This window comes from Pseudoflavonifractor sp. HNCC25GI2, assembly GCF_058136395.1.
Genome location: NZ_JBYUOW010000008.1, coordinates 1 through 25,618 on the forward strand (window position 1 = coordinate 1; position 25,618 = coordinate 25,618).

At 61.3% G+C, this 25,618-nt stretch carries 21 protein-coding genes, 1 rRNA gene and 1 riboswitch; of the genes, 12 read left to right on the forward strand and 10 right to left on the reverse strand.

Translation table 11 applies throughout. The features are described from left to right. The first annotated feature begins 46 nt into the window (after positions 1-46). Both rrf and AC3YUO_RS10175 read left to right on the forward strand, forming a co-directional pair. Positions 47-162, forward strand: a 5S ribosomal RNA gene (gene rrf / locus AC3YUO_RS10170). Positions 163-287: 125 nt separating this feature from the next. Beyond that, positions 288-1,166 (forward strand): FUSC family protein, encoded by an 879-nt coding sequence (locus AC3YUO_RS10175; protein WP_489962927.1) that lies wholly within the window; start codon positions 288-290, stop codon positions 1,164-1,166. A gap of 47 nt (positions 1,167-1,213) precedes the next feature. Here the strand turns inward: AC3YUO_RS10175 and AC3YUO_RS10180 are convergent, their stop codons facing one another. Together AC3YUO_RS10180 and AC3YUO_RS10185 are read right to left on the reverse strand one after the other, a co-directional pair. After that, positions 1,214-1,534: a putative heavy metal-binding protein gene (locus AC3YUO_RS10180; protein WP_489962928.1), complete on the reverse strand. Its 321-nt coding sequence runs from the start codon at positions 1,532-1,534 to the stop codon at positions 1,214-1,216. Positions 1,535-1,552: 18 nt separating this feature from the next. Continuing rightward, positions 1,553-2,176, reverse strand: a complete 624-nt coding sequence (locus AC3YUO_RS10185; protein WP_489962929.1) for a DUF1643 domain-containing protein — start codon at positions 2,174-2,176, stop codon at positions 1,553-1,555. A gap of 288 nt (positions 2,177-2,464) precedes the next feature. On the opposite strand from AC3YUO_RS10185, the gene AC3YUO_RS10190 reads away from it, so the two are divergent. Then, positions 2,465-3,790 (forward strand): GH25 family lysozyme, encoded by a 1,326-nt coding sequence (locus AC3YUO_RS10190; RefSeq protein ID WP_489962930.1) that lies wholly within the window; start codon positions 2,465-2,467, stop codon positions 3,788-3,790. Positions 3,791-3,847: 57 nt separating this feature from the next. On the opposite strand, the gene AC3YUO_RS10195 is transcribed toward AC3YUO_RS10190, so the two are convergent. From AC3YUO_RS10195 to AC3YUO_RS10210, 4 genes are all read right to left on the reverse strand, one after another. Beyond that, positions 3,848-5,179: a 2-hydroxyglutaryl-CoA dehydratase gene (locus tag AC3YUO_RS10195; RefSeq protein WP_489962931.1), complete on the reverse strand. Its 1,332-nt coding sequence runs from the start codon at positions 5,177-5,179 to the stop codon at positions 3,848-3,850. 34 nt (positions 5,180-5,213) lie between these two features. Then, complete coding sequence (locus AC3YUO_RS10200) at positions 5,214-8,153, reverse strand: acyl-CoA dehydratase activase (RefSeq protein ID WP_489962932.1); 2,940 nt, start codon at positions 8,151-8,153, stop codon at positions 5,214-5,216. A 258-nt stretch (positions 8,154-8,411) separates the two neighbouring features. Then, positions 8,412-10,976: a M56 family metallopeptidase gene (locus AC3YUO_RS10205; protein ID WP_489962933.1), complete on the reverse strand. Its 2,565-nt coding sequence runs from the start codon at positions 10,974-10,976 to the stop codon at positions 8,412-8,414. After that, positions 10,973-11,353 (reverse strand): BlaI/MecI/CopY family transcriptional regulator, encoded by a 381-nt coding sequence (locus tag AC3YUO_RS10210; RefSeq protein ID WP_489962934.1) that lies wholly within the window; start codon positions 11,351-11,353, stop codon positions 10,973-10,975. Before AC3YUO_RS10210 ends, AC3YUO_RS10205 begins: the two co-directional genes overlap by 4 nt. Positions 11,354-11,533: 180 nt before the next feature. On the opposite strand from AC3YUO_RS10210, the gene AC3YUO_RS10215 reads away from it, so the two are divergent. After that, positions 11,534-12,052, forward strand: a complete 519-nt coding sequence (locus AC3YUO_RS10215) for an SLOG family protein (protein WP_489962935.1) — start codon at positions 11,534-11,536, stop codon at positions 12,050-12,052. Further along, positions 12,049-12,618 carry an epoxyqueuosine reductase QueH gene (locus AC3YUO_RS10220; RefSeq protein ID WP_489962936.1) on the forward strand — a complete coding sequence of 190 codons (570 nt, stop codon included), beginning with the start codon at positions 12,049-12,051 and terminating at the stop codon, positions 12,616-12,618. Before AC3YUO_RS10215 ends, AC3YUO_RS10220 begins: the two co-directional genes overlap by 4 nt. A 127-nt stretch (positions 12,619-12,745) precedes the next feature. On the opposite strand, the gene AC3YUO_RS10225 is transcribed toward AC3YUO_RS10220, so the two are convergent. Continuing rightward, a complete protein-coding gene (locus tag AC3YUO_RS10225; protein ID WP_489962937.1) occupies positions 12,746-13,858 on the reverse strand; it encodes a tyrosine-type recombinase/integrase in 1,113 nt (370 codons plus the stop codon). A gap of 227 nt (positions 13,859-14,085) precedes the next feature. On the opposite strand from AC3YUO_RS10225, the gene AC3YUO_RS10230 reads away from it, so the two are divergent. Beyond that, on the forward strand, positions 14,086-15,663 hold the full coding sequence (locus AC3YUO_RS10230) for an NAD(P)/FAD-dependent oxidoreductase (protein WP_489962938.1): 1,578 nt from the start codon (positions 14,086-14,088) through the stop codon (positions 15,661-15,663). Between the two features lie 74 nt (positions 15,664-15,737). Here AC3YUO_RS10230 and AC3YUO_RS10235 read toward each other — a convergent pair whose 3' ends face one another. Further along, positions 15,738-16,607 (reverse strand): DUF1751 domain-containing protein, encoded by an 870-nt coding sequence (locus AC3YUO_RS10235; protein WP_489962939.1) that lies wholly within the window; start codon positions 16,605-16,607, stop codon positions 15,738-15,740. Positions 16,608-16,780: 173 nt separating this feature from the next. Between AC3YUO_RS10235 and AC3YUO_RS10240 the strand changes: the two genes are divergently transcribed. The 6 genes from AC3YUO_RS10240 to AC3YUO_RS10265 all read left to right on the forward strand — a co-directional run bounded on the left by AC3YUO_RS10240 (position 16,781) and on the right by AC3YUO_RS10265 (position 23,251). Next, positions 16,781-18,025 (forward strand): adenosylhomocysteinase, encoded by a 1,245-nt coding sequence (locus tag AC3YUO_RS10240; protein WP_489962940.1) that lies wholly within the window; start codon positions 16,781-16,783, stop codon positions 18,023-18,025. Between the two features lie 156 nt (positions 18,026-18,181). Next, positions 18,182-18,685 (forward strand): GreA/GreB family elongation factor, encoded by a 504-nt coding sequence (locus AC3YUO_RS10245; protein WP_489963022.1) that lies wholly within the window; start codon positions 18,182-18,184, stop codon positions 18,683-18,685. A 179-nt stretch (positions 18,686-18,864) separates the two neighbouring features. Beyond that, entirely contained in the window at positions 18,865-19,767 is a 903-nt protein-coding gene (locus AC3YUO_RS10250) for a 3-hydroxyacyl-CoA dehydrogenase family protein (protein ID WP_489963023.1), read from the forward strand. Between the two features lie 76 nt (positions 19,768-19,843). Further along, positions 19,844-19,943: riboswitch (SAM riboswitch) on the forward strand. Between the two features lie 76 nt (positions 19,944-20,019). Then, positions 20,020-21,201 (forward strand): methionine adenosyltransferase, encoded by a 1,182-nt coding sequence (metK, locus tag AC3YUO_RS10255; RefSeq protein WP_489962941.1) that lies wholly within the window; start codon positions 20,020-20,022, stop codon positions 21,199-21,201. A gap of 147 nt (positions 21,202-21,348) precedes the next feature. Beyond that, complete coding sequence (gene deoC, locus AC3YUO_RS10260) at positions 21,349-22,005, forward strand: deoxyribose-phosphate aldolase (RefSeq protein ID WP_489962942.1); 657 nt, start codon at positions 21,349-21,351, stop codon at positions 22,003-22,005. A 163-nt stretch (positions 22,006-22,168) separates the two neighbouring features. Then, positions 22,169-23,251, forward strand: coding sequence for a hypothetical protein (locus AC3YUO_RS10265; protein WP_489962943.1), 1,083 nt, complete (start codon positions 22,169-22,171; stop codon positions 23,249-23,251). Between the two features lie 56 nt (positions 23,252-23,307). On the opposite strand, the gene AC3YUO_RS10270 is transcribed toward AC3YUO_RS10265, so the two are convergent. Next, positions 23,308-24,540 (reverse strand): glycerate kinase type-2 family protein, encoded by a 1,233-nt coding sequence (locus AC3YUO_RS10270; protein WP_489962944.1) that lies wholly within the window; start codon positions 24,538-24,540, stop codon positions 23,308-23,310. A 60-nt stretch (positions 24,541-24,600) separates the two neighbouring features. After that, a complete protein-coding gene (locus AC3YUO_RS10275; protein ID WP_489962945.1) occupies positions 24,601-25,503 on the reverse strand; it encodes a glycoside hydrolase family 25 protein in 903 nt (300 codons plus the stop codon). Positions 25,504-25,618 lie beyond the last annotated feature (115 nt).

Here is a 25,618-nt window from a genome sequence, read left to right on the forward strand (position 1 = left end):
TTGAAAACTTTATATCGATTTTAGTCATCCTCGGGTGATTAAAATAGTTGGTGTTGATTAGAGTGAGGGTCCACCCGTTCCCATTCCGAACACGGAAGTTAAGCTCACTTCTGCCGAAGATACTTGTCTGGAGACGGACCGGAAAAATAGGTAACGCCAACACAAAGAAGGAACAGTTTTCTGTTCCTTCTTTTTTTATAAATCCATGGTTTCGGATACAATCAGGATTACGAAAGAGGAGGGATACGGTGAAAGAACGGATCAAGCGATGGAAGATCCCGGTTGGAATGCGTACCATTAAAACGGCCCTTGCAGTCATTTTGGCGTTGTCTGTTGTGGAGCAGTACGGAGCCAGCCCGTCCAAGGTTGTGTTTGCCACCATCGGAGCCATTTCCGCGGTTGCACCGACCTTTACGGCATCCCTTCTGGCCTGCCTGACGCAGATCTGCGGAGTGACCATCGGCGTACTGCTGGCCCTCTTGATGATGGTCCTCAACGTACCGGATATGGTGGCGGTGGGAATCGGGATTATCGTGATTCTTACCAGCTATCAGTACTTTCATCTGAAGCTGGTGCCCGTGCTGCCCTGCCTGGTCCTGGTAAATATCTGCCTCAATCCCGAGGTGGAGGCCTTTGCTTACTCCACCGGCCGCATTTGGGACACCGCAATTGGCTTGACCATTGGCTTTCTGGTGAACACCTTGATTTTCCCCTATGACAACAGCCGGACCATACGCCAGACCATGATAGGGCTGGATCAGGATTTGATTCTGTTTTTGGAGGACATGTTTGACGGCGATACACGGCTGCCGGAAACGGAGGCCCTGGAGGGGAAAATTGATGCCCTGGAGAGCCAGCTGGTTCTCTTTTCCGAACAGCGGCTGCTGCGGCGGAAGCGTCAGAAGCGAGTGCTGCAGCAGCTGCGGAGCTGCGAGGACACCGCCCAGGAGCTGCTGGTGGAGCTGGAGACGCTGCGGAATATGGAGCATCTGGGCTGCCTCAACGAGGAAAACCGGGAGGCCCTGCGGGCGCTGGGAGCACAGGTAAAGCAGGTGTGTCAGGTGTCGCCCCATACCACGGAGGACACTGTGGTGAACTACCACGTGGCCCGGGTGCTGAAACTGCGTCAGGAGCTGAAAGAGAATTTGACTGAACGCAAGCGATAAACAGAGAAAAAACCGGGCGCGGACCATACAGTCCGCGCCCGGTTTTCTTATTCCACAATGACAGCGGTACCGCTGGCCGTTACCATCAGCATGCCGTTGTCGGAGCCCAATACCTCATAGTCGATGTCTACGCCCACCACGGCGTTGGCACCCAGTGCAGCCGCACGCTCCTCCAGCTCGCCAAGAGCGGTGACCCGGGCCATGGACAGCTCCTCCTCATAGGTGTTGGAGCGGCCACCGAAGAAGTTGCTCAGCCCTGCGGCGAAGTCCTTGAAGACATTGACGCCGGAGATTACCTCGCCGAAGACGATGCCGCGGTAGTCAACAATGCGCTTTCCTTCCACCGAGGGAGTTGTGGTAACGATCATAATGTGCCTCCTTATCAATTAGTAGAATACGTCCGTTAAGTACTGATCCACGTCGAAGGGGTCCAGAGGACTGTCCTTCCGGAGATAGAGGGGGTGATGGGGATGCCCCTTGCGGGAGCGCTTTCCTGCGGAGAACCAGCGGGCGTTGCGGGTCTGGCCCAGGGCAATCAGATCCCGCACACAGGCCGGCAAGTAGTCGCGCTTTTCGATGATGGTGCCCCAGGCAGCCCACACCGCGGGACAGCCGTCCCGGTCCAGAGAGAGCAGGTAGTCAAAGGCTTTCAGGTTCTCCTGATGGAGCTCCTGGTTGTAGGTCAGCTCCATGTCGTCCGGATTGGTGGCCCGCTGGGCATAGACATTGAACATGAGAAAACTGTCGTAGCCATTGAAATGGGCTACCCGTTCCACCGACTTCAGGGTGTTGTCCAGAGCATCCGGAGCGGCGGTGGAGGGATTGATGCCCACGCAGATCAGGGGTTTTTCGCCCCGGGTCCCCAGGATATAACGATACTCAGAGTAGAAATTTGGCACATAAAGCCATTTTGTAATGTCATAATCCGGGCTGGGGCGGTTGGCGGCCTCCAGAGCCGGTTCGAAGCGCAGCAGTTCCAGCTGGGTGGTGTCGCAGGCGGGAATATGCATGGGAAACCTCCTGTTTTCGGTGCGGTAAGATAAGACTACTATAACAGCTGAGGGCAGGGGATGCAAGAGTGGAAAGAGGGCGCAGATATTACCACAAGTTATTTTTTATGCTTTGATTGAAGAATGTGTGGTTTTCTGCTATAATAGGGGTCGCTTAAGGACAGACAACCGGAGAAGGCAAAGGCTTTCCGGGAGGAGCAGATTATAATGTCCCGGAAGCAAACGGATACCAGATACAAAGTGAGGTTTAAGAGTATGAAGAGCTTTGGAAAGCGTCTTTCCATACATATGCTGGCCGCGGTTACGGCGGCCGCTGTGATGGTTTCGCCGGTTTTGGCTGCGGGTATTCCCCAGCTGCCGGAGGACTACCACTCTCCCTTCTCAGACGTGGGGGAGAATCAGTGGTTTTATCCCTTTGTGTGCACCCTGAATCTGAACGACGTGATTGCCGGCTATGATGACGGGCGTTTTGGCCCCTACGACAACACCAAGGCCGGTGACGCCATTCTGATGGTGATGAAGGCCACCGGAAGCGGCAACCAGTTCCCGGCTCAGGGCGAGCACTACGCCGCAGGCTATGTGAACTATGCGGTGAGCCAGGGCTGGCTGGCCAAGGAGGAGGTGCCCGCCTCTCTGGACGGTGAGATCTCCCGCCTGTTTATTGCCCGTCTGGCGGCCAAGGCTCTGGGCCTCACCCCCATTACCCATGCCAGCCCCTTTGACGACGTGGACGACGGCTATGTGACCGCGCTGTACCGTCTGGGCATTGTTGTGGGCAGCGAGGAGAACGGCCAGCGCCTCTTCCACCCCGATTCCTCCATCAACCGGGCGGAGCTGAGCACCATTATCTGGCAGATTATGTCCTACGCCGACCGGGAGAGTGACGAGGGGTACATTAAACTGGGCTCCTACACCCTTCAGGCCCTGGAGAACGTGCCGGTGAGCACCTACGACCCCAGCAAGTTCCAGAAGGTCGGAGACCGGATGACCTACAACGACTCCAGCGTGACCACCTCCCTGGGTGTGGACGTGTCCTACCACCAGGAGAACATTGATTGGGAAAAGGTGGCCGCCGATGGCATCGACTTTGCCATGATTCGGGCGGGCGGCCGTTACTACGGCAGCGGTGTGGTCTTTGAGGACTCCCAGTTCCGCAAGAACCTTCAGGGGGCCATGGACGCGGGTCTGGAGACAGGCGTCTACTTCTTCTCTCAGGCCGTCACCGTAGAGGAGGCCCGGGAGGAGGCCCAGTTCCTGCTGGACATGCTGAAGGATTTTGACTTCAATGGCCCGGTGGTCTTTGACTGGGAGAACATCGACTATGATACCGCCCGTACCGACGGCGTGGGCAGCTCCATGGTCACTGCCATGGCCAATGCCTTCTGCCAGGAGGTGGAGAGTGCCGGCTATCAGCCCATGATTTACTTCAACCGCTACATTGCCTACCTCATTTATGAGCTGGATGGCGTGGCCGACTATCCCTTCTGGATTGCCGAGTACGGTGAGACTCCGGAGTTCTACTACGACTACCAGATCTGGCAGTACACCGATTCCGGCAAGGTGGACGGCATCAGCGGCCCGGTGGATATGAACATCCGCCTGACCCACAAGTAAACAGCATAAAAAAGGAAGCGCCTTTTTAAGGCGCTTCCTTTTTTATGTAGAAGAGAATTAGCTGTGGGCGTGAGCCAGCTTGGGGGCCACCTCGGGCTGGGGCTCCCGGCGGACGGAGCTCTCCTGATGGGTGAGGCCCTTGGCGTTGGCCAGCATCAGCTTGATGCGGTTCTCCTGGTTAATCTTTGTGGCACCGGGATCGTAATCAATGGCCACAATATTACTATAAGGATAGTCATCCTTCAGCTTGCGGATCATGCCCTTGCCCACAATGTGGTTGGGCAGGCAGCCGAAGGGCTGGGTGCAGACAATGTTGTTGGTGCCAGAGTGGATGAGCTCCAGCATCTCGGCGGTGAGCAGCCAGCCCTCGCCCATCTTGTTGCCGTCGCCCAGATAGCCGTGGACCAGGCTGTGCAGCTCCCGGAAGGTGCCGGGGGCACGGAAGCGGCCGGAGTGCTCCAGGGCCTCAATCATGTCCTTCTGGCACCCCTCAATGTAAGCCATGAAGGCTTTACAGGCCGCTTTCTTAATCCACTTGCCGCCGTAGAGGTCCACATCGGCCACCCGGTTGTAGATCTTGAAGATGATGAAGTCGGTGAGGCCGGGCACCACAGGCTCCACGCCCTCGCTGAGCAGGAACTTCTCCAGGTTGTTGTTGCCCAGAGGAGCAAACTTCACATAGATTTCTCCCACCACACCCACGCGGATCTTGGGCTCGCCCTGGACGGGGATGGCGGCGAAGTCGGCGCAGATGGCGTCAAAGTTGGCCCGCATCTGCTTGCGGGTCATGCCCTTGCCCGCCTGGAAGCCGTCCACCAGCTTGTGGGACCAGGTTTCGATCATGGCGTCGGTCTCACCGGCGTTGACCTCGTAGGGGCGGACCTGGTTGGCCACGTTGACGATGATGTCGCCGTACATCATGGCGTAGACCGCCTTGCGGATGAAGGGAAGGGTGAGGGAGAAGCCGGGGTTCTTCTCCAGCCCGGACAGGTTGACGGACACCACGGGGATGTAGGACATGCCGGCCTTCTCCAGCGCCTTGCGCAGCAGGTGGATGTAGTTGCTGGCCCGGCAGCCGCCGCCGGTCTGGGTGATGAGCAGACCCACCTTGTGGGGGTCATAGCCGCCGTGCTTCACCGCGTCGATGAGCTGGCCGATGACCAGCAGGGCGGGGTAGCAGGTGTCGTTGTGGACGTACTTGAGGCCCTCATCCACGATGCCCCGGTGGTTGGTGGTGAGCATATCCACCTTGTAGCCCTCGCACTGCAGCAGCTTCTGCATCATGCCGAAGTGGACGGGGAGCATCTGGGGCATCAGGAGGGTGTACTCCTCCTTCATCTCCTTGGTAAAAAGAAGCCGGCCGGTTTTGTCATATACAAGCTTAGCCATATCAAAAACCCTTTCTGCCAGAATAAAAACTTACTTACGATTCGTTGGATTTGCGCGCGTCGATGGCGGCCATCAGAGAGCGGATGCGGATGCGCACGGCGCCCAGGTTGCTGATGTCGTCGATTTTCAGCTGGGTGTAAAGCTTGCCGCCTTTCTCCAGAATGGAGCGCATCTCGTCGCCGGTGATGGCGTCGATGCCGCAGCCGAAGGAGACCAGCTGAATGACCTCCATATCCTTCTGGGTGCACACATACCGGGCGGCGTTATACATCCGGGCGTGGTAGGTCCACTGGTTGAGTACGTGGCGGGGCGCCTTGTCCTCCAGATAGGCCACGGCGTCCTCCGTCACCAGCACAAAGCCGTAGGAGGTGATGAGGTCGTTGATGCCGTGGTTGATTTCCGGATCCATGTGGTAGGGACGGCCGGCCACCACCAGAATGGGGTGTCCCTCCCGGCGGGCCTGGTCGATGTAGCGCCCGCCCACCTGGCGCAGATCCTCTTTGTAGGCGTCGTAGGCCGCATAGGCTGCCTTGACGGCGGCGGCGGTCTCCCGCTTGGGGACCTGGAACTCGTTGAAGAACCACTCGCTGGCCCGGCGCTCAAAGTCCTTGGGGCGGTGCAGGCCGAAGTAGGGGTTCAGGTAGCGGACCTCTTTCAGCTCCGGCACGTTGGCGGCGATGAGCTCGGGGTAGTAGGCCACCACGGGGCAGTTGTAGTTGTTGTCACTGATGCCCTCGTTGAAGTTGTAGGGCATGCAGGGGTAGAAGATAGTGTCCACACCCTCCTCAATGAGGGCCTCCACGTGGCCGTGGAGAAGCTTGGCGGGGTAGCACACCGTGTCCGAGGGGATGGTCCGCTGGCCCTTGAGGTAGAGCTTCCGGCTGGACTCGGGGGAGAGCACCACCTCGAAGTTGAGGCGGGTAAAGAGCTCAAACCAGAAGGGCAGGTTCTCATACATGTTGAGGCCGAAGGGGATGCCGATTCGTCCACGGATGCCGGAGCCGGCGCCCTTGCCCTGGAGAGAGCGCAGCTTCTTGTATTTATAGCGCATCAGGTCGGGCAGTCGGGTGGGCGCCTCGCCCAGGGGGCGGGAGCAGCGGTTGCCGGAGATAAAGCGCCGTCCGCCGTCAAAGGAGTTGACGGTGAGGGAGCAGTGGTTGGTGCACAGGCCGCAGGTGGCGGGCTTGGCGGTGTGGGTGAACTTCTCCAGCGCCTGGGCGGAGAGCAGGCCGCTCTTCTCCAGGTGGAGGTCCCGGGCGGCCAGGGCGGCGCCGAAGGCGCCCATAATGCCGGAGATGGTGGGACGGGTCACGTCCCGGCCCAGCTCCTGCTCGAAGGCCCGGAGTACCGCGTCATTGTGGAAGGTGCCGCCCTGGACCACGATGTGCTGGCCCAGATCGTCGGCGGAAGCGGCGCGGATGACCTTGTAGATGGCGTTCTTGACGATGGAGATGGACAGGCCCGCGGAGATGTCCTCCACGCTGGCCCCGTCCTTCTGGGCCTGCTTGACGGAGGAGTTCATAAACACCGTGCAGCGGGAGCCCAGATTCACCGGATGCTTGGCAAAGAGGCCCAGCTTGGCGAAGTCGGCGATGGAGTAGCCCAGGGCCTTGGCAAAGGTCTCGATGAAGGAGCCGCAGCCGGAGGAGCAGGCCTCGTTGAGCATGATGGAGTCCACCGCGTGGTTGCGGATTTTAAAGCACTTCATGTCCTGGCCGCCGATGTCGATGATGAAGTCCACATCGGGGTTGAAGTGGGCGGCCGCCTTGTAGTGGGCCACCGTCTCCACCAGACCGAGGTCGCAGTTGAAGGCGTTCTTGATGAGGTCCTCGCCGTAGCCGGTGACGGCTGCGCCCTTGATCTGGATGCGGTCGCCGCACAGCTCATAGATGTGCCGCAGCTGCTCCAGCACAATGGCCACGGGGTTGCCCAGGTTGGAGTGATAGAAGGTGTAAAGCAGGCCTCCGTCCTCGGTAATGAGGGCCAGCTTGATGGTGGTGGAACCGGAGTCCAGGCCCAGCCAGGCGGGGCCGGTGTAAGTATGGATATCCACCTCCGGGGGATGCTTGGAGTTGTGGCGGAGGCAGAAGGCGTCGTAGTCGGCCTGGGTTTCAAAGAGGGGGGGCATGGTGTCCACCAGGGTGGTGGTGTCCACGCTCTCCTCCAGCTTTTTCAGCACCGTTTCAAAGGGGACGGGCTCGTAGTCGGTGGCGCACAGGGCTGCCCCCATGGCGGCAAAGCAGTCGCCGTCCTCGGGGAAGATGGCGTGGTCCCCGTCCAGCTTCAGGGTTTCCACAAAGCGCTGACGCAGGCCCATGAGGAAGTGGAGCGGGCCGCCCAGGAAGACGATCTTGCCCTTTAGCTCACGGCCCTGGGTGAGGCCGGCCACGGTCTGATCCACCACGGCCTGGAAAATGGAGGCGGCCACGTCCTCCTTCCGCCCGCCCTGGTTGAGGATGGGCTGAATGTCGCTCTTGGCGAACACGCCGCAGCGGGAGGCGATGGGGTAGATCTTCTCGTGCTTCAGGGACAGGGCGTCCAGCTCGTTCACCGTCACGTTCATGAGGGTGGCCATCTGGTCGATAAAGGCGCCGGTGCCGCCGGCACAGGAGCCGTTCATCCGCTCCTCCAGGGCGCCGCCGAAGAAGATGATCTTGGCATCCTCGCCGCCCAGCTCAATGACGGCGTCGGTGTCGGGGATGTAGGTGTTTACCGCGGCGGCGGTGGCGTAGACCTCCTGGACGAAGTCGATGCCGGCGGCATTGGCCACGCCCAGACCGGCGGAGCCGGTGATGGTCACTTTGATGTCCTGTCCCGCCAGCATATCCTGAATGGACTTCAGGGTCTCGCAGGCCCGCTCACGGGTTTTGGAGAAGTGCCGCTCATAGGAGCGGAAGAGAAGCTTGTTCTGCTGATCCAGCACCACGACCTTGACGGTGGTGGAGCCAATGTCAATTCCAACGCGAAGACTCATAGCGAAAATGTTCACCTCGAGGGCATAATCATACAATCATTAACCCTATGATAGTGATTTTTCCCCTGAAAAACAACGAAATTAACGGCTTCTTAACGCACGGATGAACAGGAAAAACACAACCTTAACAGCTTAAAAATCGGCGTTTTTACCATGGTAAGCATTGGATTTGACAAATATGACAAAGTTGGGCCGAGAAAACGCCCCGGCCGTTTGGCCGGGGCGTGCATAAGAGGAGAGACAGAGTAGGGCAGAAAATCAGAGATTAGGGGAAGCGGTTTCATCCGAGCTTGCCTCCACCAGAAAGACCAAGGTGCCGGTGGCGTAGTCGTCCACGTCTCCCTTTAAATCACCGGTGGTTTGGAAGTCATAGTCCCCGCTGTTGCGGACAAACAGCTGATAGGTCCCAGCGGGGATGTCCGGGATGGTGCCGGCCAGGGAGCCTCCCACCGCCCGCTGGCGGTACTCTGTCCCGTCCGGGGCCCGCAGGCCCAGCTCCAGGGTCAGGCCTGCCCACTGGTAGTTGATGTAGTAGGTGAAGCCGCCCCCGCCGGCGGGAACGGTGACGGGGGAGGGGGACAGCACCTCGTCTCCGGGGGCCAGGGCGTCCAGAGCCAGCTCACCCTGCCAGTCATAGCCGGGGGCACTGTCCGACTGGTTTTGGCCGGACAGCCAGTCCTCATAGATGGTGTAGATTTCCTGGGCCGTCCCGGCGGGGAGGGTCCACAAAACGGGCTGGGTGTCGCTCCATGTGTCGTCCGCACGGCCGCAGGAGAGCAGGCAGCCGCCTTCCACCTCCTGGAGCCAGAGGTTCAGTTGGTGTTCCTCGTCCAAGGGAATGGTGAGTACCCCGAACTCCTCTCCCACCGCTGTCCTTCCGGGGTCGCTGACCTGGGCCATATTTCCCTGGGGGGTGAGGAGCAGCTGGGTAATTTGGTCAAGGGTTTCCGGGTCCCGGATGACGCTGTGGAAGCTCATGGCAGACATGGCTGTATAGTAGATGGTGTCGATCTGTTCCAGGGCGGAGTAGATGGTGTCCAGACTGGGGTAAAGGGCCTGCTCTTCACAGATGGCCTGCACCTGGGGCACCAGGTGGTCGGGGATGGAGATGCTGTACCAGCTCCCCGCGTCCATGGCCCGGGCGTACCAGCCCTCCTCCGCACTTTCCAGCCACCAGGGAGCGGTGTGGGAGATCTCATAGAAGGAGGTGGAGTTGGTGAGCCACTCCTCCATGTCGTAGCCCCCTGTCCCATTTCGCTCCACGCACTCCTCATCCCCCAGGAATAATTCCGTGAGGGCGGCCTTGAACTCCGGGTACTCCACCCGGGTGATAGACTGGTTTCGCTCCTGCTGCTGCCGGGCCAAGGATTCCAGGGCGGAGGCTGCCCCCGAATCCAGTACGGCCACGGGGGTGTGTTCCGACGCGTCCCACCGGGCGGGAGTGAGAACATAGGTTGTCTTATCACGGGGAATGGTACACAGGAAGTAGGAGAATGACCCATCTTCCGTAGTCAGGGTGAGAGTAGAAGAGGACAGCATGCCGCCATCCGACCAGTCCAGCTCCACAGGGGTCAACAGGTCGCGGACGGGGTTCAGGGCGGCTTTGGCTTCCTCCAGCAGGTCGGTATCGGCTATGGGGTAGGGATAGGCCTGACTGGAGTAGAGAGGCGGGCTGTAGCCCAGGGAGACGGCGGACTGGATCTGACTGCGGAACTGGGCATAATAATCTTCTTCCTTTGTGCCGGCAAAGGTAAACACCGCCGCCAGAGCCACCAGGGCCGCTGCCGCGAAAAGGGCGGTCTTTTTGGTCTCCGGCTTTTTCACCAGCTGGGCAATGCGCTGCTGGATGGTCTTGTTTCCGCCCGTCATGGCGGTGGAGCAGGAGATGAGGTCCCCGGGCCGCAGGGACCGCCGGGCCACCAGATCCACCAGCGTGCGGCCGTAGGGAATGCGCTCCCCCTCACCCAGCCGCAGAACCGTCCCCTCGTCGCAGGCCAGCTCCCCGTCCCGCTTGGAGCAGAGCACCGCCAGCCACACCAGGGGGTTATACCAGTGGAGAACCAGAGCCAGGCACCGCAGCACCGCCCACAGGTGGTCCTTGTGGTAATAGTGAGTGAGTTCGTGGGCCAGGATGTGCCGCTGCTGTCTCTCGGGCAGCTGGGCGGCCTCAGGCGTGAGGTAGATGGCGGGGCGGAACAGGCCAAAGAGGCAGGGAGAGGGCAGGCCCTCCGCTTCATAGACGGGCAGGGGGCAGTCCGGGACCTCCAGTGCCCTGCGGCGTTCCTCCAGGCGGATGGCAAAGCGGAGATTGGGAACCAGAATAAGCAGCAGGGCGGCCAGCACTCCGATGCCCCACACCAGACGAAGGATCTCCGACCAAGTGAAGGCGTCCAGATAGAGGGTCACCGTCTCCCCGTCCTCCGAGCGCTCCACATACCCCTGAGACCCAGGGCCGGGGCCGGAGTAGCCCGGCTCCAAGGTCTGGTAGTCGGAATTGACGTCCTCCATGTCTTGGGGCAGGGAGGGGAAGAGGGGGACCTGGGTCTCCTCCCAGGCAGCGGGGACGTTGGGGGCTGCCCCGGCGGCACTTACCGGCAGTGGGATGGACAGCTGGAAGGGCAGCAGAAGCCGCACCAGCACCACCGCCCACAGAGCGTACACAAAGCGGCAGGACAGCCGCCCACGCAGAAGAAGCCGCACCCCCAGCACCAGCAGAATCAGCGCCGAGGCGCTCACCGCCCACTGCCCCAGGGTCTCCAGCCCGGGCAGCATAGGAAGAAGCAGCTGAAAAAAAACGTTCGGCAGGAGATAGAGCGCTGTCATTTGGACCCCTCCTCCGCTTTGCGCAGAATTTCATAGAGCTCGTCAATTTCATCCTTGCTCAGGGCCTTGTCCTGGGCCATGGCGGACACCATCAGGCCCACGCTGCCCTGGTACACCTTGTCCAGAAAGGAGCGGGTCTCCCGGGCAGCGGCACCCCGCCGCTCCACCGCCGGGGTGTAGTGCCGGGTGCGGCCCACCACCTCCGCCTTCACAAGGCCCTTTTCCTCCATCCGCCGCAGGGTGGTGAGGGTGGTGCTCTTGGCCCAGCCCACCGTCTCTCTCAGCTCGGCCACCAGGTCCATGGCCGTCCGGGGCTCATGTCCCCACAGGCAGTCCAGTACATACCACTCGCTGTTGGTCAGGGTTAATTCATCCATGGGCGGATCCTCCTTTGGTCTACTTTGTAGACCTATCATAACACGGATGGTCTACAATGTCAACCAAAGGAAAAACAAAAGAGAAAACATCGAACAAATTTTCGACAATTAAATTGACTTCCATGCCGCTCTGTATTACAATGGGCCTACAATACGCATTTTGATAAGGAGGGACGGGCGATGGAGCGGGCGACCACCTGCTGTTTCACGGGCCACCGCCCGGACAAGCTGCCTTGGGGAACGGATGAAGGCGATCCCCGCTGCCTGGACTTGAAGCGGCGGCTGGGGGAGGAGCTGGAGCGGGCCTATGAGGCGGGTTGCCGCCACTTTATCTGCGGCATGGCCCGGGGGACGGATTTGTACTTCGCCCAGGCGGTGCTGGCGCTGCGGGACTGCCACCCGGGGGTGACCCTGGAGGGAGCCCGGCCCTGCGAGAGCCAGGCGGACGGCTGGCCGGAGGCGGACCGAAGCCGCTACCAGGCGATTCTGGACCAGTGCGACTATGAGACGCTGGTTCAGCACCGGTACGACCGGGGCTGCATGATGCGGCGCAACCGGTACATGGTGGACCACTCGGCCCGTATCATCGCCGTCTACAACGGGGTGCCCCGGGGGGGCACCGCTCAGACTTTACTGTACGCCATGCGCCGGGGGCTGGAGACCCACATCCTGCCCCTGGAGCGGGAGGAGGACCTATGAATACGTTAATGCACATCTGCTGCGCCCCCTGCGCAAACCGGCCCATCGACCTGCTGCGGGGGGAGGGTGTAGGGGTGACCGGCTTCTGGTTTAACCCCAATATCCACCCCTACACCGAGTACCAGACCCGGAAGCACACCCTGGAGGAGTACTCCAAGGAAATTGGCATGAAGCTCATCATCGGCGGTACCTACGACCTGCGCTCCTTTATTACGAATGTGGCCGACAACATCGACGGCCGGTGCGCCTACTGCTACCGGGTGCGGATGGAGGAGACCGCCCGCTATGCCGCCGAGCACGGCTTTGACAGCTTCACCACTTCTCTGCTCATTTCCCCCTACCAGAACCACGAGGCCATCGCCGCCACCGCCCGGGCCATGGGGGAGAAGTACGGGGTGGAGTTCCTCTACCGGGATTTCCGGCCCCTCTTCCAGGCGGGGCAGGAGTTTGCCCGGGAACACGGCTTTTACATGCAGAAGTACTGCGGCTGTATTTTCAGTGAGGAGGAACGCTACAAAAAGCGCAAAAAAAAGCCGGCTCAGCCGGCAAAGAAGTCAGATTGCTGAAAGGACCCCCGGGGACCTCGGAGCCGCTGCTCCGGGGTCTTTTTCTTCTCCGGCGGGGAGAAGGCGGGGTCAGACCGGGCAGGCAGAGCGGTCTGTCCGGGGAGGGGTTTCCCCATCCGCGGCGGCGTTACCGCAGGGCGTCAGACACCTTCATCAACGTCTCCTCGTGGGTGCGGTCAATGAGATGGGTGTAAATCCGTCCGGTTGTGGCCGGGGTGGAGTGTCCCAGGGCCTTTCCAATGTCAAACAGAGACACCCCCTGGAAGGAGGCAATGGTGGCAAAGGAGTGGCGCAGACCGTGAAGCGTCACCCGGGGCAGGTTGTTCTTGCGTACGAAGCGGGTAAAGGCCAGGGAAAGAGCGTTGGGGGAGTAGGGCTGTCCCTTGTGGTCCAGCACCACGTGGCCGCTGGGCTGGGGGAACTGCCGCTGGCGGTCCAGCTCGGCGGCCAGCAGGCGGGCAATATCCTCAGGCATGTAGAGGGTACGCACGGAGGACCGGTTTTTGGTCTCCTTCTGAACCACCGTGGCGCCAAAGGCGGTGCGGGCCTCCCGGATATAGATGACCCGGCGCTGGAAGTTGACATTTTCCCACTTCAGCCCGCACAGCTCCTCCCGGCGCAGCCCCAGGCTGCCCGCCAGCTTCACCGGCAGCTCCAGCCAGTGGCCCTCCAGCAGGGAATAGAGCCGCTTGAGCTCCTCCGGATTGTAGAAGTCCGCCTCATACAGCTTGGAGCGGGGCGGTTCCACCCGGTCCATGGGGGAGTAGGCCAGCATGTCCTGGCGCACCGCCGCCCGGAAGGAGGAGGAGAGCAGGTCGTGGTGCCGCCGCATGGTGTTGGAGGAAAGACCGGCGTCCCGCTGGACCTGGATATAGTACTGCTGGATGTCCCGGGGTGTCAGCTTCAGAAGGGGCTTGTCCCCCAGGGCGGGGTTAAGGTGGTTGTCGATGATCTTCTGGTAGGCGTAGACGGTGGTCTCTGCCCGGTTGGGCCGGACAATGGTATCCATCCAGTACTCCAGCCACTGGGAGAGGGTCATCTGGTGGCGGGGGGAGTGGAGCTCCTGCTCCCGGTGGGACAGAAATTCCCGCAGCCCGGTGCGGGCCGCCTGAAGGGTGGGATAGGTTCGGTACTGCTTAACCCGCTTGCCTGTCTCGTCGCGTCCCAAGTCCATGCTGACGTAGTACAGGCCTCGGGCGTCGTCGAAGGAAATATTGCGTTCGATTGTTTTTCTTGCCATAGTTGTACTGCCTCCTTATGTTCTTGTCTGACGGTTGGCGCCGCAGCCGTACCGCTGGTACGGGAGGAAAACCCTCCAAAGAAGAGGATACGGTGTCGAAAACCCTCGAATCAAGTTATTTTTAAACATTTGTTACGAAAGCTAAAAAAGTTTTCGTATCCGCGGGAAATCTAGGGGAACCCTTCCGTTTTTCGGGGGGATATGCTAAACTGAAAAGCGGTGATGTTATGATTCGGATTGGAAATCTCCCCCTTCCGGTGGACGGAGACGGGGAGCTTCTTCGAAAGCGCGCGGCCCGGGCCCTGGGGGTTCGGCCGGGAGCGCTGGGTGAGCTGACCATTGTGCGTCAGTCCATTGACGCCCGGAACCAGGGAAATGTGCACTACACCTATACGGTGGAGGTGTCCATGCCCGGGGAGGAGCGGCTGGTGAAAAACGCGCCGGGGCGGGGGGTCTCCCTGGTCCAGCACCAGAGCTATGTGTTCCCCAAGGTGGGGCGCCGCTCCGCCCTGCCGCCGGTGGTGGTGGGCATGGGCCCGGCGGGCCTCTTTGCCGCGCTGTATCTGGCCCGGGCAGGACTGCCCTGCGTGGTGCTGGAGCGGGGCCAGGATGTGGACGCCCGCACCACAGCGGTGGAGCACTTCTGGTCGGGAGGAGCCCTGGACCCGGAGAGCAACGTCCAGTTCGGTGAGGGAGGCGCGGGCACCTTCTCCGACGGAAAGCTGACCACCGGCACCCATGACAGCCGCATCGCGGCCGTGATGGACACCCTGGTGGCCGCGGGGGCCCCCGACGATGTTAAGTATTCCCATAAACCCCACGTAGGAACCGATGTTTTGCGCCAGGTGGTAAAAAATATGCGCCTGGAGCTGCAGAAGCTGGGCTGCGATGTGCGCTTTGGCCACAAATTGGCGGGGCTCACCGTCAGCGGCGGCGCGCTGACTGAGGTGCAGGTGGAGGGTCCCCAGGGGTGCTATACCCTGCCCTGCGACGCCCTGGTGCTGGCCCCCGGCCACTCTGCCCGGGATACCTTTGCAATGCTGGCCCAGGCCGGGGTGCCCATGGAGAAGAAAAACTTTGCCATCGGTGTGCGCATTGAGCACCGGCAGCGGGACGTGAGCCTGAGCCAGTACGGGCCCGCCTGGGAGCAGCTGCCTCCCTCGGACTACAAGCTGGCCTGTCATCTGCCCAACGGCCGCTCCGCCTTCACCTTCTGCGTCTGTCCTGGGGGACAGGTGGTGGCTGCCGCCTCCCAGCGCGGCGGAGTGGTGACCAACGGCATGAGCCTGCGGGCCCGGGACGGAGCGAACATCAACGGCGGCCTGCTGGTGGGCGTGGGCCCGGAGGATTTTCCCGGCGACGTGCTGGCAGGCGTGCGCTTTCAGGAGCAATGGGAGCGGGCCGCCTTCCGCCTGGGCGGCGAAAGCTATGCCGCTCCTGCCCAGCGGGTGGAGGACTTTCTGATGAACCGGCCCTCGGAGGGAGCGGGAGGCATCCTTCCCACCTACCGGCCCGGGGTCACCTGGACCCGGATGGAGGGATGTCTGCCCGACTACGTCACCGGGACGCTGCGCCAGGCCATCCCGCTGATGGACCGGAAGCTGCGGGGCTTTGCCTGCCCGGACGGCGTGCTCACCGGGGTGGAGACTCGCTCCTCCTCGCCGGTGCGTATCCTGCGGGATGAGACCTTCCAGTCCCAGCTGCGGGGGCTGTACCCCTGCGGCGAGGGGGCCGGCTATGCCGGAGGCATTGTCAGCGCCGCGGTGGATGGAATCCGGGTGGCGGAAGCCGTGGCCATGGGATAAACCGCTTCACAGCGCCAAAACAGCATAAAAAAGAGCTGTCCGAACAGGACAGCTCTTTTTTGTTCTGATGATGCTTACTGCACGTGGGTATGGTTGTTGATGTGATTCATGCAGTAGCAGTAGTAGCCGTTGCACTTGGAGCAATAGCGGAACTCCATGTCTGGAGCGTCGGCATCGGTGATGCCGCATACCGCGCATTTGTGGAGGTAGCCCTTGCGTTGCTGGACCTCCTTCTGCGCCTTTTTGAAGTTGATGGTCTGGGGATTGACCCGGTGGGCCGCACGGGCCCGGCCACGGTGGAGGGCGTCGGTGAGATCCTCCCAGAAGAAGATGAGGTAGTTGAGGGTGGCCACCACGGGCAGCAGGCCCCAGAACCACAGGCCGGCGGAGAAGTAGAAGAACATGTGATAGACCATGTAAGCTACGTCAAGCCAGGCCAGCCACTTGCCCTTGACCGGAATGATAAAGTAGACCAGGAACCGGACATCGGGGTACAGGGTGGCGAAGGAGAGGAACAGGGACATGTTGATATAGTGCATGTTGGCCAGTTCCAGATAGACGGGCTGTCCCATGACGAAGTAGATGATAACTCCATAGATCACGTTGAGCAGCACGCCCAGGCCGTAAAAGACGGTGAATTTTGTTGCACCCCAGCGCTGCTCCAGTGTTGTGCCCAGGGAGTAATAGAGATAGGTGGTCAGAATGAACCAGAGGGGAGACTGGTCCAGAGGAACCAGTACGAAGGTAAAAATACGCCAGACCTGGAAATGCTGGAAAATCATGCCGGGCATGAAGGACAGCCAGGAGATCACAGCGTTGTTGGTCAACAGGTTGGCCACATAGACGACAACCGTGCCCACAGAGATGTAGAGCATCAGGTTGGGAACGCCGAAATTGGGGTGATTGTAGCAAAAGCGGTCCAGGCGTCTGGAAATAGCCTTCATGGACAGACCTCCTTGGGAAGTGATTGGTACAGTACCGTTCATTGTACCCGCTTTTTGGAAAAAAGTCCATGACAAAACTGTAAACATTTTAAGCGTACACTTTCTTCCAGAGAGCGGCTGTGATACAATAATTTTGTTACGGACCACCGGTCCGCTGAAAGGAGAATTTCTCAATGAGCATTGTGAAAGATATGTCCCTGGCTCCCTCGGGCCGTCAGAAAATCCAGTGGGTGCGGGACTTCATGCCCGCCCTCAGCGGCATTGAGGAGCGTTTCCGCCGGGAGAAGCCCTTTGCCGGGCTGACCATCGCCGTCTCCGTCCACCTGGAGGCCAAGACCGCCAATCTGGGTCTGGTGCTGCGGGAGGGCGGTGCCGACGTCCATCTCACCGGCTGTAATCCCCTGTCCACCCAGGATGACGTGGCCGCCGCCATGGCCGACCTGGGCGTGGATACCTACGGCGTCCACGGCGTGGACATGCAGGGATATGAGGACCTGCTGGTGGAGACCCTGAAGTGCCGACCCCACCTCATTGTGGATGACGGTGGAGACCTTATCCAGCTGCTGGGCGGGAAGTGTGCCCAGTACGCCGACCGGCTCATCGGCGGCTGTGAGGAGACCACCACCGGCATCCACCGCCTCCACGCCCGGGAGAAGGCGGGCATCCTGCCCTGCCCCATGATGGCGGTGAACGACGCCAAGGCCAAGCACTACTACGACAACAAGTACGGCACCGGCCAGTCCTCCTGGGATGCCATCATGCACACCACCAACCTGATGGTGGCGGGCAAGACGGTGGTCGTGGCGGGCTACGGCTGGTGCGGCAAGGGCATTGCCATGCGGGCCAAGGGCATGGGCGCCCAGGTCATCGTCACCGAGGTGGACCCCTTCAAGGCGCTGGAGGCCACCATGGAGAACTTCCAGGTTATGCCCATGGACGAGGCGGCCAAGTACGGCGATATCTTTGTCACCGCTACCGGCTGCAAGGACGTCATCGTGGGGCGGCACTTCGAAGTGATGAAGGACAACGCCATCCTCTGCAACTCCGGCCACTTTGACTGCGAGGTGGATGTGGCTGCGCTGGCTGCCATGTCGGTGGAGCGCTTCCCCCGCCGGGAGAACATCGAGGGCTTCCGCCTCCAGGACGGCCGCACCCTCAATGTGCTGGCCGAGGGACGGCTGGTCAACCTGGCTGCGGGCAACGGCCACCCGGCGGAGATTATGGACATGTCCTTCGCGGTGCAGGCCCTGTCCCTGGAGTGGCTGGCCAAGCACCGGGACAGCCTGGAGAAGAAGGTCTACGAGGTGCCCGGGGAGATCGACGACCAGATTGGCCGGGTGAAGCTGGCCGCCATGGGCCTGGCCATCGATACCCTCACCCCCGAGCAGAAGGAATATCTGGCAGGCTGGGAAGCATAAATAATGCAGAATTAAGAATGCAGAATGAGTAAAAGCCGGCAGCGCCGGCCCCAAACGGAAGCCCAGCGAAGCGGGTTCCGTTTGGAGAGGAGGAGCAACGGAATAGAGCGGATATCCGCCGTCAGGCGGATGGAGCAGAATGGAGTTTGCGACGACGTGCATAATGAGTTAACCGAAATAGACATTCAGAAGATGAAGGAGGAGCTGAACTACCGCCGGGTAACCCTGCGGCCCCAGCTTTTGGAGGAGGTCAAGGTGGCCCGCTCCTTCGGCGATCTGAGTGAGAATTTTGAGTACAAGGCGGCCAAACAGGAAAAGAACAAGAACGAGAAGCGCATCCGTTTCCTGGAGAATATGATCAAGACCGCCGTGGTCATCCAGGACAACTCGGATGCCAACACCGTGGGCCTCTACGACAAGGTGACGGTGTATCTGGAGGAGGACGACGAGGAGGAGACCTGGCAGATCGTCACCACCGTGCGCCAGGATGTGCTCCACGGCCTCATCAGCAAGGAGTCGCCCATGGGGGGCGCACTCATGGGAAAGAAGGTGGGAGAGCGCTTTTTTGTTCAGGTCAGCCCGGACTATGGCTACTACGCCCAGGTGCGCTCCATCGAGAAGGGAACCGACGATGGCAGCGTGGCATTAAACCGCTACTAAGAGAAAGTATTTTGCCGGATTCCGGGGAAAGGTCAAGATAAGAGGATTTTAGGCCCATTTATGCGGAGACATGCGGCGCTTGCTGTGATAAGATAGCGGCGCATAAAGGAAATGTTTCCCCGCAGCTGGAAGGGCGGGGAAGCGGACAAAAAGAATGAAAAGGGGATCATTGCATGGCTATCCAGAAGATTTTTGTGGTAGGCGCCGGCCTGATGGGCAGCGGCATTGCCCAGACCGCCATCACCAACGGATATGGCGTCACTTTGAACGACCAGCGGCAGGAAGCTCTGGACCGCGCCCTCAAGGGAATTCAGCATTCCCTGAACCGGGAGGTGGAAAAGGGCCGGATGACCGAGGAAGACCGGGACAAGGCTCTGACCCGGCTGGCCCTGGACACCACCATGGAGAGCGCCCGGAACGCCGACCTGGTTATTGAGGCAATTTATGAGAACCTGGAGGCCAAGCAGGCGGTGTTCAGCGCTCTGGAGGAGATTTGTCCTCCCGAGACCATCTTCGCCTCCAACACCTCCTCCATCTCCCTCACCGCCCTGGGCGCCGCCACCAAGCGTCCCTCCCGGGTGGTGGGCATGCACTTCTTCTCTCCCGTGCCCAAGATGCGCCTTTGTGAGGTTATCTTCGGCCTGCTGACCGAGCAGGAAGTGCTGGATGACATCAAGGAAGTGGGCGAGCGTCTGGGCAAGACTCTCATCCTCTCCGACGATAAGCCGGGCTTTATCGTGAACCGCGCTCTGCTGCCCATGCTCAACGAGGCCTGCGTCATTGTGGGCTCCTTCATCGGCTCCGTGGAGGACGTGGACAACGGCATGAAGCTGGGCTGCAACCACCCCATGGGCCCCCTGGAGCTGGCCGACATGGTGGGTCTGGACATCCTGCTCAACGTGATGATCGTCATGGACAAGGAGTATGGCCCCAAGTATCACCCCTCCCTGCTGCTGCGTAAGATGGTCACCGCCGGCTTCCTGGGCCGCAAGAGCGGCGCCGGCTTCTACATCTACAAGGACGGCAAGAAGATGGGCGTCAACCCCGCTCTGACCCGGGAGCATCACCTGTGTGAGGAGTAAGGGATTTTGTCCCTTCGGAGGAAAAACGGTTGACAACGCGGGAAAACCTGCTATAATCTTTCCGTACAATTACATAGCCTTATCAAGAGTGGCTGAGGGACCGGCCCTATGACGCCACGGCAACCTGCCTTCGGGCAAGGTGCCAAATCCGGCGGTAGTGTATCGCAAGATGAGGGTGCATACAAACATAACGCTCCGCCGACCGGCGGAGCGTTTTTTCATCCTCCCGAGAACAGAAAGGAAACGAGAACCATGGCAAAGAAACTGTTTACCTCCGAATCGGTGACCGAAGGTCATCCCGATAAAATCTGCGACCAGATCTCCGACGCAGTGCTGGACGCCATTCTGGAGAAGGATCCCGGCGCCCGTGTGGCCTGCGAGACCACGGTGACCACCGGTCTGGTCCACGTGATGGGCGAGATCACCACCCACTGCTACGTGGACATCCCCAAGATTGCCCGCCAGGTGGTGCGGGAGATTGGCTATGACCGGGCCAAATTTGGCTTCGACTGTGACACCTGCGCCGTCATCACCTCCATCGACGAGCAGTCTCCCGACATTGCGATGGGCGTGGACAAGTGCCTGGAGGCCAAGGAGGGCGAGCAGGACGACGGTCTGGACAACGGTGCCGGCGACCAGGGCATGATGTTCGGCTACGCCTGTGACGAGACCGAGGAGTTTATGCCTCTGCCCATTTCCCTGGCCCACAAGCTGGCCATGCAGCTGACCCGGGTGCGCAAGGAGGGCAAGGTGGACTACCTCCGTCCCGACGGCAAGACCCAGGTGACGGTGGAGTACAACGAGGACGACACCCCCAAGCGCATTGACGCGGTGGTGGTATCCACCCAGCACGGCCCCGAGGTGTCTCTGGAGCAGATCCGCAAGGACATGATTGAGCTGGTTATCAAGCCCATTCTGCCCGCCCAGCTGCTGGACGAGGAGACCAAAATCTATGTGAACCCCACCGGCCGGTTTGTGGTGGGCGGCCCCCAGGGAGACTCCGGCCTCACCGGACGGAAGATCATCGTGGACACCTACGGAGGATCCGCCCCCCACGGCGGCGGCGCTTTCTCCGGCAAGGACCCCACCAAGGTGGACCGCTCCGCTGCTTACGCTGCCCGCTGGGTGGCCAAGAACGTGGTGGCTGCCGGCCTGGCCAAGCGGTGCCAGGTGCAGCTGGCCTACGCCATCGGTGTGGCCCGGCCCGTCTCCGTCCGTGTGGACACCTTCGGCACCGGTACGGTGTCTGACGGCAAGCTGGAGGAGGCCGTGGAGAAAACCTTCGACCTGCGTCCCGCCGCCATCATCCGGGATCTGGACCTGCGCCGGCCCATCTACCGCCAGCTGGCGGCCTACGGCCACTTCGGCCGCCCCGAGCTGGATCTGCCCTGGGAGCGCACCGACCGTATGGAGCAGCTGAAGCAGAACCTGTAATAGAAGAGCAAGCAAGCGTCCGCCCCACCCCAACCGGGTGGGGCGGACTTTTTCGGTTTAGGACTGGACAACAGCGGATAGACTGGAGTAAAATGGATCAAACAAAGCATGTATTTGCAGGAGATTCTCCTGCGAGGAGGCGTTTTTATGGACAGAACGAACATTTTAAGCAAAGTAGACCACACCATCCTGACCCCGACCGCCACCTGGGAACAGGTGAAGGCTGTGTGTGACGAGGGCATGGAGTTTTCCACCGCTTCGGTCTGTATTCCCCCTCGCTACGTGAAGCAGGCGGCGGCCTATGTGGGCAACCGGCTGAAGGTCTGCACGGTGGTGGGCTTCCCCAACGGCTACTCCACCCCGGAGGTCAAGGTGTTTGAGACAGAGGACGCCATCCGCAACGGTGCCGATGAGATTGATATGGTCATCAACCTGGGCCTGGCCAAGGCCGGCGACTGGGAGGGCGTTCTGGCGGAGATCAAGGCGGTGAAGGCCTCCTGCAAGGGCCGGATCCTGAAGGTTATTGTGGAGGCCTGCCAGCTCAATGAGGAGGAGAAGGTGGCCATGTGCCGCATTGTCTCCATGTCCGGCGCGGACTTCATCAAGACCTCCACCGGCTTCTCCACGGGGGGCGCCACGGTGGAGGATGTGCGCCTGTTCCGGGAGAAGGTCAGCCCCGACATCCGGGTGAAGGCAGCGGGGGGCATCCGTACCTTTGAGCAGGCCCAGGCCATGCTGGAGGCGGGCGCGGACCGCATCGGAGCCAGCGCCCTGGTGGCTCTGGCCAAGGAAGCAAAGGACTGAACCGAACGCAGAGGAGAACGCGCGGAGGCCGGCAATCGCCGGCCTCCGCTTTTTGCGTCCGGCCGGGATTGACAGCGGGAAAAGGAGGCCTTGGAGCAAGGAACACCAGGGGGGACGGTCGGCATAGTCTGGAGTACAGATTTGCTGATACGGAGGGTCGCTTATGACTGCTTTACCCCATATTGAATACTTTTTGGGGGCCAACTCCCCCACTGGATTTTATTCTCTCTATCCCCAGCTTCTCCCGCCGGAGCAGGCCCGGGCCATTTACATCCTCAAGGGCGGGCCGGGCTGCGGAAAGTCCACCCTGATGCGCCGGGTAGGGACGCGGATGGAGGAGAAGGGCTTTGAGACGGAGTACATTCTCTGCTCCGGGGACCCGGCCTCTCTGGACGCCCTGCTGCTGCCTGAGCTGGGGGTAGCCATTGTGGACGGCACTGCCCCCCACGTGGTGGAGCCCAAGTATCCCGGCGCGGTGGAGCGCTACATCAACCTGGGGGAGTGCTATGACACCCAGGCGCTGTGGGAGCGGCGGGAGGCGCTGATGGCCTGTATGACGGGCTATAAGGGCTGCTACCAGCGGGCCTACCGCTGTCTGGGGGCGTCGGCGGAGATCTTTGAGGACATCCGGGCCACCTTGCTCACCCAGGAGCTGTCGGAGAAGCTGGCCAAGCGGGCCAGGGGTATCCTCTCCCGGGAGCTGCGGCGGAAGAAGGGAATCACCGGCGGCCAGGTGAAGCAGCGCTTCTTGGGTGCAGTGACCCACAAGGGGGCCATGTGCCTCTTTGACACCGCCCTGGCCCAGTGTTCCCGGGTGTATGAGCTGTCCGACCAGTACGGTCTGGCCCATGAGATGCTCATCCATCTGCTGGCAGGGGCATCCGCCGGGGGATGGGACGTGGTGGCCTGCCCCGACCCCATGGCGCCCGAGCGGCTGGCCCACCTGCTGGTGCCGGAGCAGGGTCTGGCCTTCCTTACCTCCACCCCTGCGCTCCCGCTGCCGGAAAAGCCCTACCGGAGAATCCGTCTGGATGCGGCGGATGAAAACCTGCTGCGCCGGGGTCGGCCCCGAGTGCGCTTTGCCAAGAAGGTGTCCGCGGCCCTGGTGGAGGAGGCGGTCAGCTCCCTGGCCCAGGCCAAGGCCATGCACGACGACCTGGAGGCCATCTATAATCCCTATGTAGACTTCGGTCGGGTGGAGGAAACCGCCCAACGAGTGGGGGATGAAATTCTGTCCCTGACATAAAAAGACCCCGGCGCTCTCCCGCAGGGAGGGCGCCGGGGAACTGTGTATGAGGGGAATTACCGGCGAATGAGGACCACGGCCACGTCGTTGACGTTGGTGCCGGTGGCGCCGGTGACGATAAGGCCGTCACAGGCGGCCAGGGCGTGGTAGGCGTCGTTGTCCTGGAGCACGTCGAAGATGGACAGGCCCTTGGCGGAGAGCCGGGCCTTTGTTCCACCCGTGACAAAGCCGCCGGCCGCTTCGGTGGGGCCGTCGGTGCCGTCGGAGCCGAAGGAGAAGACGGCGGTATCTTTTAGACCGTCAATGCCCTCGGCGGCGGAGAGGGCAATCTCCTGGTTGCGGCCGCCCTTGCCCTTGCCGGTGAGCTTGACCACGGTCTCACCGCCGGCCAGGAAGGCCAGGGAGCGGTTAGTGTCCTGGTGATAGCGGGCGATGGAGGCCAGGAAGGAGCCTGCCTCCCGGGCCTGGCAGGAGAGGCTGTCGGTGAGCACCACGGGCTCATAGCCCAGGCTCTTGCACACCTCCGCGGCTGCCCGGCACAGCTCCCGTACGCTGCCGGTGATCTGGGTCTCCACGTTGTCCAGGGACTTGGGGGTCTCATGGGCCAGGAGAGCGGCGGCCTGGGGCGTGAGATTCAGGCCATACTTTTCCACGATGGCCTGGGCCTGCTGGCAGGTGGAGCCGTCGGGGTAGGCGGGGCCGGAGGCGATCATGTCCAGGGGATCGCCGATGATGTCGGAGAGGACCACGGTAAAGACCTTGGCGGGGGCGCAGTGCTGGGCGAAGCGCCCGCCCTTTACGGCGGACAGCCGCTTGCGCAGGATGTTCATCTCCACAATGTCCGCCCCGCAGGCCAGCAGCTGCTTTGTCACGTCCTGCAGCTCCTCGCCGGGGATGAGGGGCTTTTCAAAGAGCGCGGAGCCGCCGCCGGAGAGGAGGAACAGCACGGTGTCCTCCCCAGTGAGGCCCTCTGCCAGCTCCAGGGCACGGGCGGAAGCGGAGAAGGTGTTCTCGTCGGGGACGGGGTGGCCGGCCTCATGGATCTCCAGGGTGCCGATGGGCCCCTGGCTGTGGTCGTACTTGGTGATGACGATGCCGGCGTCGGGCTTGTGCTCCAGGCTCTTCCAGGCCGCGTCGGCCATGGACCAGGCGGCCTTGCCCACGGAGACCAGAATGAGCCGGCCCGGCCCAAAGGTGCGTCCGGCCAGAGCCCGGGCCACCGCCGCATCCGGGCGTGCCTGGGCAATGGCCTCTTTGACGATGGTGTCGCAGTCGTTTCTCAGTGCCATAACGTAAGTTCCGCCCCTAGTTCAATGTCATCTGCCCACCGCGCGCAGGAAAAAACAAGGTCAGGACGGGGCGTAAATGGGCCCAAAATCCAGATTCAGGTCCACATTTCCCTCAATGCCCGCTACGGTGCCGGTGTGGGTGTACTGCCACAGCTGGAAGCGGTAGTAGAAGTCGGGTACGCTGTCATAGTCGGCCAGCCAGAAGGGGTACTGGTCCAGCTGGGACAGGTCGTAGTAGAGGTAGCCCATGTCCCGGTTGAAGTAGACCGCCGGGGTGTAGCCGCCCTCCTCGATCACCTGGCAAAAAGCGGCGGCGCACTGGGTGAGGGTCTCCCCGTCCGTGCCGTGGGTGCGGGCCTCACTGTCGTGGGTGATAAATTCCCAGTCGAAGACCACCGGGTACTCCAGAGGGCTGCCGTCCAGAGTGTCCAGTACAAACTGGGCCTCCTCCCGGGCCTCCTCCGGGGTAAGGGCCTGGGAGAAGAAGTAGACGCCCACATCCAGACCCGCGTCCCGGGCACCCTGGAAATTGGCCTCATAGCAGGTGTCAGTGTTCAGAGCACCCTGGGTGTAGCCCCGGTAGCCCAGGCGGAGAAAGGCGAAGTCAATGCCGTCCCCAGCCACAGCCTGCCAGTCGATGTTCTGCTGGTAGAAGGAGACGTCGATGCCGGTTTTGGCCTCCCGGCCGTCCTGGGTATAGGTCACCCAGCCCGAGGGCGAGGTGGAGAAGTTTTCCTCCTTCAGCTGGTTGACCGCCACGCCCTTCAGCGCCTCCAGGGTCATGTCCCGATAGAGAAAGGTAACGGGCTGCTGGCTGATGCGGTAGAGCTGAATGCCGCCGGCCACCAGAAGGAGCACCACCACAATCCACAGCCAGCGCAGCTTGGACGAAGGGGCGCGGCGGGATGGAGCGGGACGCTTTTCCGGATTCTGGCCGGACGGGGGGTTAACACTGTGTCCCATGGAATCCTCCGTTCGGACGTTTTTTGAAAACCGGGCGTATCCCGGAAAGGGGCCGCAGCGCGGCCCCTTTTTTAGACATTATTATAGCAGGCTGTCCGGCGAGTTGCAACGGCAA